Origin of the sequence: Vogesella oryzagri (assembly GCF_040148885.1) — a bacterium.
GTDB lineage: Bacteria > Pseudomonadota > Gammaproteobacteria > Burkholderiales > Chromobacteriaceae > Vogesella > Vogesella oryzagri.
Genome location: NZ_JBEFLD010000005.1, coordinates 99,588 through 118,425 on the forward strand (window position 1 = coordinate 99,588; position 18,838 = coordinate 118,425).

Sequence of the window (18,838 nt, forward strand, 5' to 3'; positions counted from 1 at the left end):
AAGATCAGGCGTCCGGGTCGGTGGCTTCCAGTTCCAGCGAGGCGGCCAGCAGCGCCAGCCGCGAGATGACGCCGTAGGCATAGAAGCGGTTCGGCGGGGCATCCGGGCCGGCCTGGCGGTCCGGCAGGCAGGGCTTCTCGAACGACAGCGGCACAAAGTGCATGCCCGGTGCGTTGAGGTTCTCGTCCACGCCGCGGCCGGTGTGCACGCGGTAGAAGCCGCCGATCACGTAGCGGTCCATCATGTACACCACCGGCTCGGCCACCGCCTCGTTGATCGATTCGAAGGTGTACACCCCTTCCTGCACGATCACCTCGGACACTTCCAGCCCTTCTTTCACCACCGACATCTTGTTGCGCGCCTTGCGGTTGAGGCCAATCACCTCTTCCGGTGATTTTACGCTCATCACGCCCATGCCGTAGGTGCCGGCATCCGCCTTCACGATCACGTAGGGCTCATGGTCGATGCCGTATTCGCGGTACTTGGCACGGGTACGCGCCAGCACGTCTTCCACCTTGGCGGCCAGCTCGTCCTCGCCCTGGCGGGTGTGGAAGTCCAGGCCGGTGGCAGTGCTGTAGTAGGGGTTGATCAGCCACGGGTCGATGGAAATCAGCGTGGCGAAATCGGCCGCCACCTTGTCGTAGGCGGCAAAGTGGTTGCTCTTGCGCCGTACCGCCCAGCCACCGTGCAGCGGCGGCATTAGGTTCTGTTCCAGGTTCTGCAGAATGCCCGGGATGCCACCGGACAGGTCGTTGTTCAGCAGCACGATGCAGGGGCTGAAACCGTCGGCCAGCACCACGCGGTTGCCGCGGCGCTCTAGCGGCTCCAGGGTAATCACCGCACCGTTGGCGGCGGTGAGCTGGGTGGGGGCGGTGATTTCCGGGTTCAGCGTGCCCAGCCGTACTTTCAGGCCGGCCTGTTCGAAAATGTGCACCAGTGCCGCCACGTTCTGCAGATAGAAACTGTTGCGGGTGTGGTTTTCCGGGATCAGCAGAATATTGCGCGCTTCCGGGCACACGCGATCGACCGCACTTTGCGCCGCCTGCACCGCCAACGGCAGGAATTCCGGATTCAGGTTGTTGTGCCCGCCCGGAAACAGGTTCATGTCCACCGGTGCCAGCTTGAAGCCGCTGTTGCGCAGGTCCACCGAGCCGTAGAACGGCACGGCATGGTTGTGCCACTGGCTGCGGAACCAGTGTTCGATGTGCGGTTGCGCAGCCAGGATGCGGCTTTCCAGCTCGCGTAGCGGGCCGGTCAGCGCGGTGGTGAGATGCGGTACGGTCATGTTGCCCTTTCTGCCGAGGGAATGCGGAATCTATCCATGGTGGGGCCGTGCGGTGCCAGATTCAAGCCTGCCAACAGCATGGAAATAGAAAAGCGTGTTCAATAACAGGTTAGCAAACCATGCCTGCTACCACCGTGACAGCCGCCAGGCGACCAGCATCCCCGTCCCGCCGACCTGACCACGGGCCAGGCACACCGCCGTTACATAGACAAACACCCGGCCAGGCCGGGTGTGAAACTATGCGCGCAACACGGGCGGCAGCAGGGTTACAGCGGCCAGGCCTCGCCATAGGCCTGCTGGTACAGGCTGCGCAGCTTGTCCCAGTCGAAATGATGGTTCTGGCAGCCGTGGGTGGCTACCTTGATGGCGCCGATCACATTGGCCAGCCGGCCGGTGACTTTCCAGTCCAGGCCGTATTTGATGCCATACAGCAGGCCGGCGCGGAAGGCATCGCCGCAGCCCATTGGATCTACCGGCTTGATCGGCATCTGCACGCGCGGAATCAGGTGAATGCTGTCGCCGACATAAATCTCGGCGCCCTTGGAACCCCGCGTCACCACCAGCGCCTTAACCTGTTGGCGCAGCTCGTCGATCGACAGCCCGGCGCGCTCGCGCATCAGCTCGCTTTCGTAGTCGTTGATGGCCACGTAATCGGCCAGCGTCACGATCTCGTGCAGCTCGTCGCGCGACAGTAGCGGCAGCTCCTGGCCCGGGTCGAAGATGAACGGGATGCCGGCGGCGTGCAGCTCGCGCGAGTGCTGCAAAAAGGCCTGATGGCCGCCCGGCGACAGAATCGCCAGCTCGATTGGGTCCGGGATATCGGCAATGTGATTATCGGTGGCAAAATCCATCGCCCCCGGGTGGAACGCCATCAGCTGATTGCCATCCTTGTCGGAAATGCCGAAGCACTGCGAGGTGTACTGGCCGCGGATGGTGCGGATGAAGCGGTCGTCCACGCTGTTGCGCTTCAGGTGCTGGCGGTAGGGTTCGAAATCTTCGCCCACCACGCCCATCACCATGGGTTTTTCACCCAGCAGGCTCAGACTGTAGGCAATATTGCCGGCCATGCCGCCAAATTCGCGGCGCATCGACGGCGCCAGGAAGGTGGTGGAGATCTTGTGCAGCTGATCCGGCAGGATCTGGCTGTCAAAACGGCCTTTAAAAGAAAACAGGGTATCGTAGGCTAGCGCCCCGCAAACCAGAATCGACATGACTCGCGCACAAACTAAAAGGCAATCGACAAGTCTATCATGAAGCACTGATGACAGTCAGCCGCGAACGGCGGCCAACTAGCAGATAACTAACGGCTTTATCGGCATTACTTCGGAATAATCATGACGCTATTTTTTCGCCGCGGCACCGGCCTGCTGGCCCTGCTGCTGCCCTTGCTGGCTCACGCCGGCACCACGCTGGGCACCATCCCGCTGAATACGCCGGAAGGCAAGCCGGCGCAGTTTTCCCGCCTGCAGGGCAAGGTTACCGTGGTGAATTTCTGGGCCACCTGGTGCGCGCCGTGCCGCATCGAAATGCCGCTACTGTCGGCGGAGGCGAAAAGGTTGGCCGCACGCGGCGTGCGCTTTGTCGGCATTGCGCTGGATCAGCCAGAACAGGTGCAGGGCTACCTGAAACAGACGCCGGTCAGTTACCCGATCCTGCTGGCCGATGGCGACGGCATCGAGCTGATGCGCACGCTGGGCAACAAGGCCGGCGGCTTGCCGTTCACCGTGATTCTGAACGAGCAGGGTCAGCCGGTGAAACGCATTCTCGGCATCCTGGACGAAAAGTCGCTGCAGCTGGCGCTGCCGCTGCGCTGAGCGCGCCTGCCACACGGCGCAGGCCCTGCTACTGCGCGGCAACAGGAACGACGGCGCAGGCGTGCAGCACACGCCTGCGCGCTACAGATCGAAATGCTCGTTGTGCCGGCTGGGCACGCCGTGGCCGGGCAACAGGCTGCGCACCGTGCCGGTCAGGGCATCGCGCAGCCGCAGCAGCTCCGGCACGTTGGCCGCAATCTCGGCGGTATCGTTCTGTTGCAGCGCCTGCCACAGGGTAAAGCTGTGGCTGCCGATGGCCTGCAGCAGCTCGCCCAGCTCGCGGTAGTGCGCATGATGGCCGTAACCGCGCTGCCCCTCCTCCAGATACCAGCAGGCAAAGTCGGCATAGCTGGCGGCATCCCAGTCGCCCGGTCCGCCGTCGCCGGCGGCCAGCTCCAGCAAGCGCCCCAGCGTGGCGCGGTAGGCCAGCTCCAGCCGGAACAGAGCGATATCCGGCTGCGACCAGCGCTGGCGCCCGGCGTATTCCCACGCTGGATTGCCCTGCCACTTGCGCACCCAGTCAAAGAAGCTGTCCGCCGGCATCGGCCGGGCAATGCCATAGCCCTGCGCCACCTCGCAGCCCAGATACAGCAACAGCTTGCCGTGTTCTTCGGTTTCCACGCCTTCGGCCACCAGGTGGCGGTTGAAGGCGCCGGACAGACCGATGATGCCCTGCACGATGGCCAGATCGTCAGTGTCTTCGTGCATGTTACGGATGAAGGACTGGTCGATCTTCAGCTTGTCCGCCGGCAGGCGCTTCAGGTACAGCAGCGAGGAATAGCCGGTGCCGAAATCGTCCAGCGCAAAGCGCACGCCCAGCGCCTGGCATTCGCGCATCAGGCTGATCACCCGCTCCAGATCGGATAGCGCGGTGCTTTCCAGCACCTCGATCTCCAGCATGTCGCGCGGCACATCCGGGTAGTCCTGCAGAATCAGCGCCATGCGGTGGGCAAAATCCGGCTGTTGCAGATGGAAGGCGGAGATGTTCACGCTAACGCCCTGCAGCAGCCCGCGCGCGCGCCAGTACTGCATCTGCGCCAGCGCGGTGCGCAGCACCCACTCGCCCAGCGGAATATCCAGCTCGCTGTCCTCGATGTCGGCCAGGAAGGCCCCCGGCGCCAGCACGCCATGCTGCGGGTGGTGCCAGCGCAACAAGGCTTCTGCCCCCACCACCTGCCCGCTACGCATGTTCACCTTGGGCTGGTAATAGAGCTGCAGCTCGTTGTGCGCCAGTGCCAGTTGCAGGCGCTCCTGGCTTTCCTTGCGGTTGCGGCGGCGGCGGTCATGCTCGGCATCGAAGATGCGGTAGCCGTTGCGCCCCTGTTCCTTGGCCTGATACATCGCCTGGTCGGCGTGGCGCAGCAGGGTGTCCGGGTCGTCCTCGTCCTGCGGGTACAGTGCCACGCCGATACTGGCCGAGATGTGCACCTGGATGCCGGACAGGTCGTACGGCTGGGCCACGATGTCCAGCAGGCGCTGCAGGCTGCGGTGGCAGGCGGCCACATCCGGCAGCTCGGTCAGCACCAGCGTGAATTCGTCGCCGCCCAGCCGCGCCACGGTATCGCTGCCACGCAGCGCGTCGCGCAGCCGGCCGGCAACCTGGATCAGCAGCTGGTCGCCATGTTCGTGGCCAAAGCGGTCATTGACGCGCTTGAAGCCATCCAGATCCATGAAACAGATCGCCTGGTACAAGCCGCTGACCCGCGCCTGGGCAAACGCCTGCTGCATGCGCTCGGCCAGCAGCACACGGTTGGGCAGCTGGGTCAGCGGGTCGTGGTGCGCCATGCGATCCAGCCGCTGCTCCTGCTCTTTCAGCGTGCTGATGTCGGTGAAGATGGCGATGTAGTTGCGCAGACTGCCGTCGGCATCCAGCACGCTGGAGATCGACAGCAGCACCGGGTACTGGCTGCCGTTGCTGCGCCGCGTCCACACCTCGCCCTGCCAGTAGCCATCGTCGCGCAGCGCCAGGCGAATCTGCTCGTAAAACTGCGGTTCATGGCGGGCGGAATAAAACTGCTGCAGCTTGGCCGCCAGCAGCTCCTCGCGCGCGTAGCCGCTGATCTGGCACAACGCGCGGTTAGCATCGACGATCACGCCACGCTGGTCGGTGATGGCGATGCCTTCGCGGGAATGCTTGAACACGCCGGCCAACATCCGCAGCCGCTCCTCAGCCTCGCGCAGCTCGCTGATGTCATTCCAGGCACCGATGATGCCGGCCACCTTGCCGTCGTCGTCGTAGAACACGTTCTTGGAGAAAATCACCTGCCGGCGCTGGCCGTTGCGGTCGCGCAGCTCGCCCGGGTAATCCTGCCGCGGCTCGCCACGCAGCAGGGCGGCATCGTGTTGCAGGTGCAGCGCCGCCAGTTGCCGCCCCCACAGCTGTTCGGCGCTGCGGCCGCGGATGGCGCGCGGCGACAGGCCGGTAACGCGGCCGAAGGCCTCGTTGCAGCCCAGGTAGCGGCCATGCACATCCTTGTAGAACACCGGCAACGGCATGCCCTGCAGCAGCATGTCGGCAAAATGCCGCCCCTGATCCAGCCCCAGCCGCGCCGCCTGCAGCTGCGCCGCCATGGCATTGCAGGCCGTCGCCAGCTGCGCCAGCGCATCCTGCCCCTGTGCCGGCAGGCGCTCGGCCAGACCGCCGTCGGCCAGTGCCTGCGACCGGCGTGCCAGCTCGCGCAGCCGCCAGTGCTGGCAACGGTACAAGCTGCCCAGCCACAGCGTCGCCCCCAGCAGCAGCGGCAATAGCCACGCCAGCTGAGCCTGCGGCCAACCTTGCCATTGCAGCCACAACAGCAGCAGCAACTGGCTCCACAACAGCCACGGCGCCAGGCGCCAGGACAACAGGTAGTGACCGAGGGTGCGGATCATGCTGTCGCTGCTCCCTGCCGAGCCGGCAACTGGCGGGGCAATGACGGCGACGCCTGCCGCCGCGCGAGGACGCAGCGCCCCACGGCCGCCACCGGCCACCAGCGGCATGCCGGTGGTGGCGCCCATTGCTTGTCCTTGCGTCCCGATATCCTCATCGCATCAATTTTGCCAGTACAGTGCGGCGCGCCGGATGGCGAGCACGTGTTGAGCCAGCGCTGGAGCGGTGTTGCTCCACCCGGCGGGCGAGGACCCCACTGTAGCGTTTCGATAAATCGGCTTTATGATAAAACGCAAACAAAGCAGCGGATTAGCCGCGGCGGCGCTCCAGCTGTGGCAGCGCGGCGACAGCCGGCCGCCATAAAAAAACGGCCGGGAATCCCGGCCGTTGCGGTGTGCGCCGTGGCGCTCAGATTTCTGCGGCCAACCTTGCGCCCTGGTCGATGGCGCGTTTGGCATCCAGCTCGGCCGCCACGTCGGCGCCGCCGATCAAATGCACCGGTTTGCCAGCGGCCAGCAGCGGCTGCTGCAGCTCGCGCAGCGGATCCTGGCCGGCACAGATGATGATGTTGTCCACCGCCAGCAGCTGCGGTTCACCCTTGATGGTCACGTGCAGGCCGGCATCGTCGATCTTGTCGTAGCTGACGCCCGGGATCATCTTCACCCGCTTCATCTGCAGGCTGGTGCGATGGATCCAGCCAGTGGTCTTGCCCAGCCCCTCGCCCACCTTGCTGCTCTTGCGCTGCAACAGGTAGACCTCGCGCGGGCTGGGGTGTGGCTGCGGGCCACTGGCGGCCAGGCCGCCGGCGGTGGCGATGTCCATGTCCACGCCCCACTCCTGCATGAAGGCCGCGGTATCCAGCGACGGCGACTTGCCCTCGTGGCAGAGGAACTCGGCGGTATCGAAGCCGATACCGCCGGCGCCGATGATGGCCACCTTGCGACCCACCGGCTTGCCATGTTTCAGCACATCCAGATACGTAAGCACCTTGGGGTGCTCCACGCCCGGAATGTCCGGCGTGCGCGGTGCGATGCCGGTGGCCAGCACCACTTCGTCGAAGGCGGCCAGATCGGCGGCGGCCACCCGGCGCCCCAGCTGCAGCCGCACCCCGGTGATGTCGATGCGGCGCGCGAAGTAGCGCAGCGTCTCGTAGAACTCCTCCTTGCCCGGCACCTTCTTGGCCACGTTGAACTGGCCGCCGATCTCGCCAGCAGCATCGAACAGCGTCACCGCATGGCCGCGCTCGGCGGCGATGGTGGCAAACGCCATGCCGGCCGGGCCGGCGCCGACCACTGCCAGCTTCTTGCGCGTGGCGGCCGGGGTGTAGTTGAGCTCGGTCTCGCGGCAGGCACGCGGGTTCACCAGACAGCTGGTCAGCTTGCCCTGGAAGATGTGGTCGAGACAGGCCTGGTTGCAGCCGATGCAGGTGTTGATCTCGTCGCTGCGGCCGGCAGCGGCCTTGTTGACGAACTCGGCGTCGGCCAGGAACGGGCGTGCCATCGACACCATGTCGGCACAGCCGCTGGCGATGATGTCTTCCGCTACCTCGGGGGTGTTGATGCGGTTGGTGGTGATCAGCGGGATACCCACCTTGCCCATCAGCTTCTTGGTCACCCAGGCAAAACCGCCGCGCGGCACGCTGGTGGCGATGGTCGGTACCCGCGCCTCGTGCCAGCCGATGCCGGTGTTGATGATGCTGGCGCCGGCCTGCTCCACTTGCTGCGCCAGCGCCACCACTTCGTCGAAATTGCTGCCGTCCTGCACCAGGTCCAGCATCGACAGGCGGTAGATGATGATGAACTCGCGGCCCACTGCGGCGCGCACCGCGCGCAGCACTTCCAGCGCGAAGCGGATACGGTTTTCAAAACTACCGCCCCAGCGATCGCTGCGCTTGTTGGTGTGGCGGGCAATGAACTGGTTGATCAGATAGCCTTCCGAGCCCATCACTTCCACGCCGTCGTAACCGGCTTGCTGCGCCAGCTTGGCGCAGCGGGCGAAATCGGCGATGGTGCGCTGGATGTCGTCTTCCGACATCTCGCGCGGGCGGTAGAAGTTGATCGGTGCGCAGATCGGCGACGCCGACACCAGTTGCTCCTGAAAGCTGTAACGGCCGGTATGCAGGATCTGCATGGCGATCTTGCCGCCGGCGGCATGCACCGCGTCGGTGACGATGCGGTGCTGCGGCACCTCGTGCTCGTCGGCCAGCATCGAGGCGCCCTCGGCTACGCGGCCTTCCTCGTTGGGGCCGACGCCGCCGGTGACGATCAGCCCCACCCCGCCGCGCGCGCGCTCGGCGTAGAACGCGGCCATTTTCTCGAAGCCTTGCGGCGCCTCTTCCAGCCCGGTGTGCATCGAGCCCATCAGCACGCGGTTTTTCAGCGTGGTGAAGCCCAGATCGAGTGGTGCCAGCAGGTGCGGGTAAGCCGTCATGGTGTCTTCCTCGTGTTGCTTGCGTGCTGGCGGTGCACCCTGCCCGGCAGGTTGGCCGCAGCACAAGCCGTTGATTATTCAGTATGGTGTCAGCCCTGCCGGCGACGATACTTACTGGTTAGTAAGTTGTCAAACGGTCGTTTTAAAAATGACAATTCCGTGCCAGCGCCGGCACTGGCTTACAATGACTGACCAACACTCATCCGGGAGCGCCGCCATGTGCCAGCCAAGCTGTCATGCCGATCACACCACGCCGCAGCCGCTAGGCCGGCGCCAGTTCCTGCGTCTGGCATCGCTGGGCGGCGGCGCCGTACTGCTGGGCAGCCTGCTGCCGCGCAGTGCGCAAGCCGCCGGCGGCACCGAGGCGCTGCTGCTGTCGTGCATGGACTACCGGCTGGTAGACGACACCGAGCGTTTCATGGCCGGCATGGGGCTACGTAACAAGTACGACCACATCGTGCTGGCCGGCGCCGCGCTGGGCGCGGTGACAGACAAGTTTCCGGCGTGGAACGCCACGTTCTGGGAGCATCTGCAGGTGGCCATCGACCTGCACCACATCCAGAAGGTATTCATCCTCGACCACCGCGACTGCGGCGCCTACAAGGTGGTGCTGGGCGAGGACTTCGCCAGCAAGCCGGACGAGGAAACCCGGGTGCATGCCGAAACGCTGATGCGGCTGCGACAGCAGATCGCCGCCAAGTACCCGCAGCTGCAGGTGCACAGCTATTTGATGGCGCTGGACGGCAGCGTGCAGCAGATCGTGCCCAAGCTGTAACCCGCTCCGCATGCAAAAGCGCCTGAGCACGCAAGTGGCAGGCGCTTCTGTTTGCGGATGGCGGCTCAGCGCGCGGTGACGCGGTTGAGCCAGGCCAGCAGGTCGGCCTCGAATTCGGCGCGATTGGTTTCGTGGTGCATTTCGTGGCGCCCGCCCGAATACACCGTCACCGTCACATCGCGCAGGCCGGCGCGGCGGTAGCGTGCGGCCAACTGTCCCAGCCCAAACTTGCCCAGGCTCACCGGGTCACGGCTGCCGGCCTGCAGCCACACCGGGCAGGTTTTCGGCAGCGCCTTGCCGTCGGCTTCGCCGGCTTCCATGGCGACAATGCCGCCAAACAGGTCCTGCCACAGCTGCGGGGTGGGGAACTGGCCGCACAGCGGGTCGGCGATGTAGGCATCCACCGCCGCCGGATCGCGGCTCAGCCAGTCCAGCCGGGTACGGGTGGGCATAAAACCCAGATTGAAGCTGCCGAACACCAGCGCGGTCATGAACGGGCTAGGTCTGGCCGGGCCTTTCAGCCAGCCAGCCAGCCGCGCCACCTGGCGCATCAGGCGGGCCAGCAAGCGCTGGCGGTAGCCGGTGGCGGACAGCACCAGCCCATCCAGCCGCTGGCCGTAACGCAGCAGGAAACTGCGCGCCACGAAGCTGCCCATGCTGTGGCCGTACAGCACCAGCGGGCAGGCATGCTGGCCGCGGGCGTAATCCACCACGCAGCGCAGATCGTCCACCACCTGCTCCCAGCCGCCGCTGGCGGCAAACCAGCCGGGCAACGGCGAATGGCGACCATGGCCGCGGTGGTCATGGGCGTAGACGGCATAACCGGCGGCGGCCAGCTTGTCAGCCAGCGGCGCATAGCGCGCCGCGTATTCGCTCATGCCGTGGCTGATCACCACCACGCCGCGCGGATTGCCGACCGGCAGCCAGCACTGGCCGTGGATGCTGCTATCGTCACTGGCTTGCAGGGTAAAGGTTTGCATCGGGAGACGTTTCCTGTTGGCAAGATAGCGGCCAATCAACAACGTTGGCCGCACGATGACAACAGTTTGGCAGAATTTTGCGGCCGGTAGAACCCCGCCAAGCCGCCGCAGGCCCGCTCGCGGCCGACGGTTCAGCCCTGCAGCGGGCGGGCGTCGTAATCCGGGTTGCAGCGCGAGGTCAGCACGTGGTCGCGCCAGGCGCCGTTCAGGAACAGATAATCCTTGGCCTGACCTTCGATCTGGAAGTTCAGCCGCTTGAGCAGGCCGGCGCTGCGCACATTGTGCGGCTGGTAATTGGCCTGCACCCGGTGCAGGCGCAGATTGCTGAACGCGAACTGCACCACCGCTTCCAGTGCCTCGCGCATCAGCCCCTGGCCTTCACACTCCAGGTCCAGCCCGTAGCCCAGATGGCAGGCCTGAAACACGCCGCGCACGACATTGCTGATGGTGATCATGCCGATCACCCGCCCCGGCTCCTTGTCGCGCATCAGCAGAAAGGTGGCGCCACGGCCTTCGCGCCAGTCTTCCTCGCGCTGGCGCATGCGCATCGACCAGAAGAATTCGGAGTAATACATCCCGCCCGGCGTCGGCTCCCACGGCGCGAAATGTTCACGGTTGCGCAGCTGGTAGTCCAGCACCGCCTTGGCCCAGGCGGACTCGGCCGGCAGCAGTTGCAAACGTTCGGTAGACAGGGGGGGCTGCGATGTCGCCATCGGGGAACTCCGGTGTACGGCGGAAAGGCGCAAGTATGCCATCAAGCGACTGTTCGCGGTTTGATTACGCACCAACCGGCGGCCACTTGTCCGCCGCCGCGGCGGCAAGAAAAAGCCCGCGCTGCGAACAGCGCGGGCCCGATGGCTAGCTTGCGGCCAACCTTCAGTTGCCGGTCAGGCGCTCCAGCGCTTCACGGTACTTGGCAGCGGTTTTCTCGCGCACCTCCAGCGGCACGGCCGGAGCCGGCGGCTGTTTGTTCCAGCCAGAGGCTTCCAGCCAGTCGCGCACGAACTGCTTGTCGAACGACGGCGGGGTGGTGCCTTCGGCGTAGCTGTCGGCTGGCCAGAAACGGCTGGAATCCGGGGTCAGCGCCTCGTCCATCAGCACCAGGGTGCCGTCTTCGTCGAGGCCGAACTCGAACTTGGTGTCGCAGATGATGATGCCGCGCGTGGCCGCGAACTCGGCCGCGGTCTGGTACAGCAGGATGGCGGTGTCGCGCACCTTGGCGGCCAGCTCGGCGCCGACGATGGCCTCGCACTGCGCGTAGGTGATGTTCTCGTCGTGGTCGCCCACCGCCGCCTTGGTCGACGGGGTGAAGATCGGCTCAGGCAGCTTGCTGGATTCCTTCAGCCCGGCCGGCAGCGCGATGCCGCACACGGTGCCGGACTTCTGGTATTCCTTCCAGCCGGAGCCGGCCAGGTAGCCGCGCACCACGGCTTCGATCATCACCGGCTTCAGGCGCTTGGCCACCACGCCGCGGCCGGCTACCAGCGGCAGGTCTTCTGCCGATACCACGTCTTCCGGCTGGTCGCCGGTGAGGTGATTTGGCACCACGTCTTTCAGCGTCTCGAACCAGAAGTTGGAGATGGCGGTCAGGATCTGGCCCTTGCCCGGGATCGGGTCGTCCAGGATCACGTCGAACGCCGACAGACGGTCGCTGGCGATCATCAGCATGCGCTTGTCGTCGATCTCGTACAGGTCGCGCACTTTGCCGGAGTAGATTTTCTTCAGGCTGCTCAGTTGGGTCATGAAACTTCCTTCACAAAACAAAAGGCGATGCCTTGTGGGCACCGCCTGATTTCTTACAACGTATCCTTCAGCGCGCGCGCCTGCTCCAGCGCGTCGTCCACACCGGCGGCCAGTACGCAGTAGTGGCCCATCTTGCGACCAACCCGTGCCTGCTTCTTGCCATACAGGTGCAGGTGGGCGTTCGGCGCTTCCATCAGCACCGACCAGTTCGGCTCGCCGCCGTCCTCCGCCCACACATCACCCAGCAGGTTCACCATCACCACCGGCGACAGCAGCTCGGTCTTGCCCGGCAGCAGGCCGCACATGGCGCGTACCTGTTGCTGGTACTGATCGGTAGCGCAGGCATCGATGGTGTAGTGGCCGGAGTTGTGCGGCCGCGGCGCGATCTCGTTCACCACCAGGCTGTCGTCGGCCAGCACGAAGAACTCCACCGCCAGCACGCCGATGTAGTCCAGCGCCTCGGCCAGCTGCACCGCGTACTGCTGCGCGCGGGCGGCCAACTCCGGCGCAATGCGCGCCGGCACGATGGACTCGTCGAGGATGCCGTCCTGGTGGATGTTCTCGGCCACCGGGAACACCGCCACCTGGGCAGTGCTGACGCGGGTGACGATGGCGGACACTTCCAGCTTCAGCTCCAGCATCTTTTCCAGCACGCAGGCCTGGCCGCCCAGATTGGCGTAGGCGGCGCGGGCCTCGTCGGCGGTTTTCACCCGTACCTGGCCCTTGCCGTCATAACCCAGACGCGCGGTCTTGAGGATGCCCGGCAGGTAGGGCGCCAGATCGACCTGGATGTCGTCCACGCTGTCGATGGCCAGATACGGCGCCGTCGGCAGCCCGGCCTTGCGTACCCAGCTCTTCTCGGCGATGCGGTCCTGGGCGATGGCCACGCAGTCGCCGGACGGCGATACGCGCGTGGTTTTCGCCAGCGCACGCATGGCGTCAGCGTTGACGTTCTCGAATTCGGTAGTCACCGCGGCACAGCTGGCGGCCAGGGTTTGCAGCGCGGCGGCATCATCGAACGGCGCGCACAGATGTACGTCGGCAAAGTCGGCGGCCGGTGCGTTGGCATCCGGGTCCAGCACGGTGACGCGGTAGCCCATGCGCTTGGCGGCGGTAACGAACATGCGCCCCAGCTGACCACCACCGAGAATGCCCAGCATCGCGGGTGGCAGGATGGCACGCATCAGTTCACCTCCGGCAGAGTCATCGCCAGCACGGTTGCTTCCTGTTGCTTGCGGAAGGCCTTCAGCTTGGTTGCCAGTTCCGGATTGTTGCCCGCCAGCATGGCGATGGCGAACAGGCCGGCGTTGGCGGCACCGGCTTCGCCGATGGCAAAGGTGGCCACCGGAATGCCCTTCGGCATCTGCACGATGGACAGCAGCGAATCTTCGCCACGCAGGTACTTGGACGGTACCGGCACGCCCAGTACCGGCACGTGGGTCTTGGCTGCCAGCATGCCCGGCAGGTGGGCAGCTCCGCCAGCGCCGGCGATGATGGCCTTCAGGCCACGCGCTTCGGCTTCTTCGGCGTACTGGAACAGCAGGTCAGGAGTGCGGTGGGCGGAAACGACGCGGGTTTCGAACGCGATGCCGAAGTCTTTCAGTACGCGCGCGGCGTTCTGCATGACTTCCCAATCGCTGTTGCTACCCATCACGATGCCAACTTCGATCATGGAGGCGAGTCCCGTCAAGGAGAGGAAAAACGGGATTTTACCTGATTCGGCAAGGGCTTGCCCGCCGGATGTAGCGATGCCGGCATGGCCGGGGCTGGCGTGCTGCGTGGCGATTGTTGCCGTGCCGTGCCCCGGCCGGGAGCAAGGCCGGATCGCGCTGGCGGCCGGCAGCCGTTGCCACCGCGCCGGCATGATGCGTGGCGCTGGCAGCCAGCGGCGCCGGACAAAGGTTGGCCGCAACCCCTGCGGCCAACCTGTCGGATCTTACAGCGTGGCCAGACGCTGCTTGGCCTTTTGCGCCGCGCTAGACGCCGGGTACAGCTTGATCAGCCGCTGCAGGGTGCTGCGGGCCTGATCCTTCTGCTGCAGGGCGATCTGGTTGTCCGCCATCAGCCGCAGCGCGTCGGCAGCGCGCGGGTTCTTCGGGTACTGCTCGGCAAAACGGCGCTGGAGATCGATGGCGGCGTCGTACTGCTTCAGCGCAGTATGCGCCACCCCCAGCCAGTAGTTGGCCTCGATGCCCTGCGGCGTGCCCGGGTAGCCGTCCATCACGCCCTTGAGCTGGCCGACGGACTGGGCGAAGTCACGCTTGCGCAGGGTGTCCAGCGCCTTGCCCAGGGCCGCATCAGCAGCCGATACCGTGGCCTGCGGCGCCTCGGCCTGGGCTGCGCTGGCCTCGCCCTGTGGCCGCTCCAGCTTGCCCAGCCGCAGGTCCAGATCGGCATACAGATCGTTCTGCCGCTTCTGCGTTTCCGCCAGCTGGTGCTGCAGCACTTCATTCTGGCCGCGCAGATTGGCCATCTCCGTCTGCATCTCCCCCACCTGGTTCACCAGCTCCAGCAGGCGCTGGTTGGCCAGTTTCGCCTCCACGTCGGACAAGCGCGCGCTGGCCTGCTGCGCATTGCTCGACATCTGGCTCTGCAGCTGGCGGCGGGTTTCTTCCAGGTCGGTAGAGGTGGCACAAGCGCCCAGCAGCACGGGCAGCAACAACGGCAACAGTCGGTTTTGCATGGTGTGATCGCCAATCGCGTCAAATAAAAATCCGGGACAGCGTGCCGCGATCCCGGATGGGGGTCAAGCCGCCCGGCGCTTACGGGTAAACAAAGTCGGCGCGGCGGTTTTCAGCGTAGTCCTGCTCGGTCGTACCCTGGGCGCGCGGTTTTTCCTTGCCCAGGCTCACCGCTTCCAGCTGCTCCGGCTTTACGCCCAGCACTTCCAGACCCTGCTTCACGCTTTCGGCACGACGCTGGCCCAGGGCCAGGTTGTATTCGCGGCTGCCGCGGGCATCGGTATTGCCCTGGATCAGCACTTTGGTCTTGTACTTGTTCAGGTAGTTGGCATGCGCCTGCACGGTGCTCTTGTCGCCATCGCGAATGCTAGATTGATCAAAATCGAAATACACGCTCTTGCCGTTCACCCCGGCAAATGCGGCGGCCTCGGCGGCACGGGCATCCACTTCCGGCAGCGGCTGCGCCGGTTTCAGCTCATTGTTGCTGCCCGCCGCGCCGTTGCCGGCGGTGACCGGCGCCGCGCCGGCCATCGTGTCGCTGGGCGTCTTGCTGGGGGTGGAGGCGCAGGCGCTCAGCAATACCACGCTGGCGGCAACGATAAACGGAACGACTTTCATGCGGTTCTCCTTACTTGCGGTTTTATTGGGCAATGATGGGCGGGCAAAATCATTTTGCACAAAAACAAAGACCCATCAGCTGCGCGAGAGTTCAGCCGGCGGGCTTACGGGTTGAACGGCCCCCAGGCGGCATCCTGTACCTCACCTTCAATCACCCCCAGCCGCACCCGGCCCGGGTGCGCCACCGAGGCGGCAAACAGCACACTGCGCCCGCCCTGGTCGCTGGCATACAGCACCATCTTGCCATTGGGAGCGAAGCTGGGTGATTCATCATAAGCGCTGTTGCTCAGCTGGCGGCTGTCGCCGGCGGCCAGATCATGCAACATCACCTTGAAACGGCCGGCCTCGCGCTGCACGTACACCAGCTGGCGGCCGTCCGGCGAGAACGACGGCGACACGTTGTAACTGCCCTGGAAGGTGAGGCGACGCACATTGCGGCTGCCGTCCACCGGCTGCACATACAGCTGCGGACTGCCGCTGCGGTCGGAAACAAAGGCGATGCTGCGGCCATCCGGGCTCCACACCGGTTCGGTATCGATGGCACTGCTGTAGGAGAAGCGTTGCAGCCCGCTGCCATCGGCATTCAGCAGGTAGATCTGCGAGTTGCCGGACAGCGTCAGCACCACCGCCAGCCGGCGGCCATCCGGACTCCAGGCCGGCGCCGAATTGCTGCCCTTGAAGTTGGCCAGCACCCGGCGCTGACCGGTGGACAGGTCCTGCACGTAGATGATCGGCTTCTTGTTCTCGAACGACACGTAGGCCAGGCGGCCGCCGTCGTAGCTCCACGCCGGCGAGATGATCGGCTCGTTGGAGCGCAGCACGGTCTGTGCGCGGCGACCGTCGACATCCGCCACCTGCAGCCGCCACTCCTTGCCCACCTGGATCACGAAGGCGATGCGGCTGGCAAACAGGCTTTTCTCGCCCAGCAGCGCCTCGTACACCATGTCCGCCATGCGGTGCGCCACATCGCGCAGCTGCGACGGATGCACATCGAATTCCATCGCCAGCTTCTGCTCGCGCGGCGCCAGCGTATCGGCCCAGAACGTCACCCGCAGCATACCGCCATCCAGCCGCGTCACCCGGCCGTACACCATGGCACGCGCGCCCTGCTGCTGCCAGTAGCCGGCATCCAGCGACGCGCCGCTGGCCGGCACCGGCAGCAGGTTGAACATGCCGGTCATCGCCAGATCGCTCTGCACGGTGCTGGTTACCGCATCGGGCAGCCACTCCTCGTTGGTCAGCGGCAGGATCGCCAGCGGGTAGCGGTTGACGCCGCCACCGACAATATCCACCGTCAGATCGGCGCGGGCGAGCGGTGCGGCCAACAGCAGGCAGCACAGCAACAGGCGACGGACAATAACAAAGCAGGTGTGCAAGGTTTACTCCTTGGGACGGAATTTCAGCGTGATGCGGCGAAAGTCGGCAAATTCGGCGCCCTTGGGCAACGGCGGGAACCGACGCGCCTCGCGCAATGCCGTCAGCACCGCCTGGTCATAGCCGCTGTTGCCGCTGCTGCGCAGCAGCCGGCTGCTGCGAATCTCCAGCGTGGGCAGGATTTCCACTTCCACCACGGCTTCCGGGTTGCCGCTGATGCCATCCGGCACCATCACGTAGGGACGGATACGGTTACGCACCGCGTCGATGTACTGTGCACGCAGGTCGGCCACGCCGCTAGCGCTGCCGTTCTGTGCGCCCTGTTTGCCGCCCGCCTGCGTCACCTTGCCCTTGCCCGGGCCGGGTGGCAGATCGTCAAGTTCGGATAGCAGATCGTCGGTACGCGGTGGCGCCGCCTTGGTGGCGGGCTTGGGTGGCGCCGCTGCCGGTTTGGTGGCCGGGATGGCGGGCGCCGGTTTGCTCGGGGCCGGTGGCAACGGTTTTTTGGTGGGCGCCTTGTCCTGTGGTAGCGGGCTTGGCGCAGGTTTCCGCTGCGGCTTGCCGCCCTTGACGGTGATGTCGGCGCTGTTCAGCGTCGGTAGCTGTGCTGCCGGCGCCGGTGTAGGTAGCGCCTTGGCTGGCGCCAGCTTGCTGACCGGCGCCGCGGTGGCAGCCGGCTTGGCCGGTGCCTTAGCGACGGCGCCGCCCCCCGCCCACAACTCCACCGCCAGCGGCGGCGGGGTGTGCAGCACCGCCGGCGCGGCGGACCACCACAACACGGCGATGACCGCCACGTGCAGCAGCGCCGACAGCAGCCAGGCGGCGACGCCCGGTTGGCGTGCGGCCAACATCAGCTCCCCTGCTGGCGTACGGTCAACGCCACGCGCTGGATGCCGGCCTCGTGCAGGCGATCGGCCACCGCCACCACCGTGCTGTACTTCAGGTCGCGGTGCGCGGTAACCACCACCGGGCGGTTGTCGTGCATCCGTGCCTGCACGTCGGCAATCAAGGCATCCAGATCGGCTACCGGCTGACGCTTGCCGCCTTCGCCGACAAAGTAATGGCCATCGGCTTCGATGCTGATTTCCAGCGGCGTGGTGTCCACCTGTGCGGCGCGGGTCACGCTGGGCACGTCGATCACCCCGGGGGTAAACATCGGGGCGGTCACCATGAAGATCACCAGCAGCACCAGCATCACGTCGATGTAGGGCACCACGTTCATCTGGTTCATCATGCGGCGGGGACGGCGTTGCAGCATTGGCAGTATTCCTGGGCGGTGGATGCGGGATGTTAGCATCAGCATCCGGCGAATGGTTTCGGCAATGTAACGACCGGCTGCCGCCGGCAGGGTTCCCGTCAGCGGCGACGCAGCAGGGTCATGCCGTCGCCCATCGGCAGGATGCACTGGTCGACGCGGGTGTCGTGCTTGAGGCTGGCGTTGAATGCGCGCAGCACCTCCACGCTGTGCGGCTGCCCCGACTGCGGCGCCACTACCCGACCATTCAGCAGGATATTGTCGATGGCGATCACCCCGCCCGGGCGCACCAGTTGCAGGCAGGCCTCGTAGTACTCCGGGTAGTTGCTCTTGTCGGCATCGATGAAGGCCAGATCGAAGCTGCCGGCGGCACCATCGGCCAGCAGCTGGTGCAGTGTCAACAGGCCATGCTGCAGGTACAGCTGGATGCGTTCGGCCACGCCGGCCCGCCGCCAATAGTCCATGGCGATGCTGGAAAACTCCACACTCATGTCGCAGGCCACGGTGCGCCCGCTCTCGCCCATCGCCAGCGCCACCGTCAGTGCGCTGTAGCCGGTAAAAGTGCCGATTTCCAGATAGCGGCGCACCCCCAGCAGCTGCACCAGCCAGCCCAGAAACTGGCCCTGCTCCGGCGCGATCTGCATCTTGGCCATACGGTGGCCGGCGGTGAACTCGCGCAGCTGGCGCTGTACCGGGTGCTCCTGCACGCCGATGTCGAACAGGTATTCGGCCACCTGCGGGCCAAATGTCATGGTGTGTCGTGTCATGCCTCGGGTCCGGAAAAGCAAAACGCCCTTGCGGGCGTCGTGGTGTGTCGCAGCGGCCGGCTTATTCCGGCTGGTACACGTAGGCCTTCTGCGGTACGCGCGATTCTTTCCAGCGCTGCACATCGTCCAGGTTCTGCGGGCGCTCCCACCAGGTCAGGCGCAGTTCGCGGCGTTCGCTCTCGACTTCCGGGTGCTTGTCCAGGTAGTCGTTCATGAATTGGGTGAATTCGGACTGGTACATCTGAGT

18 protein-coding genes are annotated in these 18,838 nt (G+C 65.5%); 2 read left to right on the forward strand and 16 right to left on the reverse strand.

The genetic code is table 11. The annotated features are described in order from the left end of the window. Window positions 1-4: 4 nt before the first annotated feature. Both gshA and ABNW52_RS10660 read right to left on the reverse strand, forming a co-directional pair. Window positions 5-1,285 (reverse strand): glutamate--cysteine ligase, encoded by a 1,281-nt coding sequence (gene gshA, locus ABNW52_RS10655; RefSeq protein ID WP_349587369.1) that lies wholly within the window; start codon window positions 1,283-1,285, stop codon window positions 5-7. Window positions 1,286-1,551: 266 nt separating this feature from the next. Then, a complete protein-coding gene (locus ABNW52_RS10660; protein ID WP_349587372.1) occupies window positions 1,552-2,496 on the reverse strand; it encodes a carbohydrate kinase family protein in 945 nt (314 codons plus the stop codon). A 123-nt stretch (window positions 2,497-2,619) separates the two neighbouring features. Between ABNW52_RS10660 and ABNW52_RS10665 the strand changes: the two genes are divergently transcribed. Continuing rightward, complete coding sequence (locus ABNW52_RS10665) at window positions 2,620-3,099, forward strand: TlpA disulfide reductase family protein (RefSeq protein WP_349587375.1); 480 nt, start codon at window positions 2,620-2,622, stop codon at window positions 3,097-3,099. 81 nt (window positions 3,100-3,180) lie between these two features. On the opposite strand, the gene ABNW52_RS10670 is transcribed toward ABNW52_RS10665, so the two are convergent. Then, window positions 3,181-6,096, reverse strand: coding sequence for an EAL domain-containing protein (locus ABNW52_RS10670; protein WP_349587378.1), 2,916 nt, complete (start codon window positions 6,094-6,096; stop codon window positions 3,181-3,183). 280 nt (window positions 6,097-6,376) lie between these two features. After that, complete coding sequence (locus ABNW52_RS10675; protein WP_349587380.1) at window positions 6,377-8,398, reverse strand: NADPH-dependent 2,4-dienoyl-CoA reductase; 2,022 nt, start codon at window positions 8,396-8,398, stop codon at window positions 6,377-6,379. A 217-nt stretch (window positions 8,399-8,615) separates the two neighbouring features. On the opposite strand from ABNW52_RS10675, the gene ABNW52_RS10680 reads away from it, so the two are divergent. Next, complete coding sequence (locus tag ABNW52_RS10680) at window positions 8,616-9,173, forward strand: carbonic anhydrase (protein WP_349587383.1); 558 nt, start codon at window positions 8,616-8,618, stop codon at window positions 9,171-9,173. Between the two features lie 65 nt (window positions 9,174-9,238). On the opposite strand, the gene ABNW52_RS10685 is transcribed toward ABNW52_RS10680, so the two are convergent. The 12 genes from ABNW52_RS10685 to ABNW52_RS10740 form a co-directional block, all read right to left on the reverse strand. After that, window positions 9,239-10,153 carry an alpha/beta hydrolase gene (locus tag ABNW52_RS10685; protein ID WP_349587385.1) on the reverse strand — a complete coding sequence of 305 codons (915 nt, stop codon included), beginning with the start codon at window positions 10,151-10,153 and terminating at the stop codon, window positions 9,239-9,241. 131 nt (window positions 10,154-10,284) lie between these two features. Beyond that, window positions 10,285-10,866 (reverse strand): GNAT family N-acetyltransferase, encoded by a 582-nt coding sequence (locus ABNW52_RS10690; RefSeq protein WP_349587388.1) that lies wholly within the window; start codon window positions 10,864-10,866, stop codon window positions 10,285-10,287. A 163-nt stretch (window positions 10,867-11,029) separates the two neighbouring features. Continuing rightward, window positions 11,030-11,896: a phosphoribosylaminoimidazolesuccinocarboxamide synthase gene (locus ABNW52_RS10695; protein WP_349587390.1), complete on the reverse strand. Its 867-nt coding sequence runs from the start codon at window positions 11,894-11,896 to the stop codon at window positions 11,030-11,032. Window positions 11,897-11,949: 53 nt separating this feature from the next. Next, window positions 11,950-13,080, reverse strand: a complete 1,131-nt coding sequence (locus ABNW52_RS10700; RefSeq protein ID WP_349587393.1) for a 5-(carboxyamino)imidazole ribonucleotide synthase — start codon at window positions 13,078-13,080, stop codon at window positions 11,950-11,952. Further along, window positions 13,080-13,568, reverse strand: coding sequence for a 5-(carboxyamino)imidazole ribonucleotide mutase (purE, locus tag ABNW52_RS10705; protein WP_349587396.1), 489 nt, complete (start codon window positions 13,566-13,568; stop codon window positions 13,080-13,082). Before purE ends, ABNW52_RS10700 begins: the two co-directional genes overlap by 1 nt. Before the next feature lie 264 nt (window positions 13,569-13,832). Beyond that, window positions 13,833-14,579 carry a YbgF trimerization domain-containing protein gene (locus tag ABNW52_RS10710; RefSeq protein WP_349587399.1) on the reverse strand — a complete coding sequence of 249 codons (747 nt, stop codon included), beginning with the start codon at window positions 14,577-14,579 and terminating at the stop codon, window positions 13,833-13,835. Between the two features lie 79 nt (window positions 14,580-14,658). Next, window positions 14,659-15,195 carry a peptidoglycan-associated lipoprotein Pal gene (pal, locus tag ABNW52_RS10715; protein ID WP_349587402.1) on the reverse strand — a complete coding sequence of 179 codons (537 nt, stop codon included), beginning with the start codon at window positions 15,193-15,195 and terminating at the stop codon, window positions 14,659-14,661. 104 nt (window positions 15,196-15,299) lie between these two features. Further along, window positions 15,300-16,571, reverse strand: a complete 1,272-nt coding sequence (gene tolB, locus ABNW52_RS10720) for a Tol-Pal system beta propeller repeat protein TolB (protein WP_349587404.1) — start codon at window positions 16,569-16,571, stop codon at window positions 15,300-15,302. Window positions 16,572-16,574: 3 nt separating this feature from the next. Continuing rightward, window positions 16,575-17,420, reverse strand: coding sequence for an energy transducer TonB (locus ABNW52_RS10725; RefSeq protein ID WP_349587407.1), 846 nt, complete (start codon window positions 17,418-17,420; stop codon window positions 16,575-16,577). After that, complete coding sequence (locus tag ABNW52_RS10730) at window positions 17,420-17,827, reverse strand: ExbD/TolR family protein (RefSeq protein ID WP_349587409.1); 408 nt, start codon at window positions 17,825-17,827, stop codon at window positions 17,420-17,422. Before ABNW52_RS10730 ends, ABNW52_RS10725 begins: the two co-directional genes overlap by 1 nt. A 98-nt stretch (window positions 17,828-17,925) precedes the next feature. Then, window positions 17,926-18,591 (reverse strand): class I SAM-dependent methyltransferase, encoded by a 666-nt coding sequence (locus ABNW52_RS10735; RefSeq protein WP_349587412.1) that lies wholly within the window; start codon window positions 18,589-18,591, stop codon window positions 17,926-17,928. Window positions 18,592-18,652: 61 nt separating this feature from the next. Continuing rightward, window positions 18,653-18,832: a DUF3460 family protein gene (locus ABNW52_RS10740; protein ID WP_349587415.1), complete on the reverse strand. Its 180-nt coding sequence runs from the start codon at window positions 18,830-18,832 to the stop codon at window positions 18,653-18,655. Window positions 18,833-18,838 lie beyond the last annotated feature (6 nt).

Excerpts from the sequence above, each read along its gene's own strand:
- gshA (WP_349587369.1), bottom strand. The coding sequence starts at position 1,285 with ATGACCGTACCGCATCTCACCACCGCGCTGACCGGCCCGCTACGCGAG.
- ABNW52_RS10660 (WP_349587372.1), bottom strand. The coding sequence starts at position 2,496 with ATGTCGATTCTGGTTTGCGGGGCGCTAGCCTACGATACCCTGTTTTCT.
- ABNW52_RS10665 (WP_349587375.1), top strand. The coding sequence starts at position 2,620 with ATGACGCTATTTTTTCGCCGCGGCACCGGCCTGCTGGCCCTGCTGCTG.
- ABNW52_RS10670 (WP_349587378.1), bottom strand. The coding sequence starts at position 6,096 with ATGGGCGCCACCACCGGCATGCCGCTGGTGGCCGGTGGCGGCCGTGGG.
- ABNW52_RS10675 (WP_349587380.1), bottom strand. The coding sequence starts at position 8,398 with ATGACGGCTTACCCGCACCTGCTGGCACCACTCGATCTGGGCTTCACC.
- ABNW52_RS10680 (WP_349587383.1), top strand. The coding sequence starts at position 8,616 with ATGTGCCAGCCAAGCTGTCATGCCGATCACACCACGCCGCAGCCGCTA.
- ABNW52_RS10685 (WP_349587385.1), bottom strand. The coding sequence starts at position 10,153 with ATGCAAACCTTTACCCTGCAAGCCAGTGACGATAGCAGCATCCACGGC.
- ABNW52_RS10690 (WP_349587388.1), bottom strand. The coding sequence starts at position 10,866 with ATGGCGACATCGCAGCCCCCCCTGTCTACCGAACGTTTGCAACTGCTG.
- ABNW52_RS10695 (WP_349587390.1), bottom strand. The coding sequence starts at position 11,896 with ATGACCCAACTGAGCAGCCTGAAGAAAATCTACTCCGGCAAAGTGCGC.
- ABNW52_RS10700 (WP_349587393.1), bottom strand. The coding sequence starts at position 13,080 with ATGCGTGCCATCCTGCCACCCGCGATGCTGGGCATTCTCGGTGGTGGT.
- purE (WP_349587396.1), bottom strand. The coding sequence starts at position 13,568 with ATGATCGAAGTTGGCATCGTGATGGGTAGCAACAGCGATTGGGAAGTC.
- ABNW52_RS10710 (WP_349587399.1), bottom strand. The coding sequence starts at position 14,579 with ATGCAAAACCGACTGTTGCCGTTGTTGCTGCCCGTGCTGCTGGGCGCT.
- pal (WP_349587402.1), bottom strand. The coding sequence starts at position 15,195 with ATGAAAGTCGTTCCGTTTATCGTTGCCGCCAGCGTGGTATTGCTGAGC.
- ABNW52_RS10725 (WP_349587407.1), bottom strand. The coding sequence starts at position 17,420 with ATGTTGGCCGCACGCCAACCGGGCGTCGCCGCCTGGCTGCTGTCGGCG.
- ABNW52_RS10730 (WP_349587409.1), bottom strand. The coding sequence starts at position 17,827 with ATGCTGCAACGCCGTCCCCGCCGCATGATGAACCAGATGAACGTGGTG.
- ABNW52_RS10735 (WP_349587412.1), bottom strand. The coding sequence starts at position 18,591 with ATGACACGACACACCATGACATTTGGCCCGCAGGTGGCCGAATACCTG.
- ABNW52_RS10740 (WP_349587415.1), bottom strand. The coding sequence starts at position 18,832 with ATGTACCAGTCCGAATTCACCCAATTCATGAACGACTACCTGGACAAG.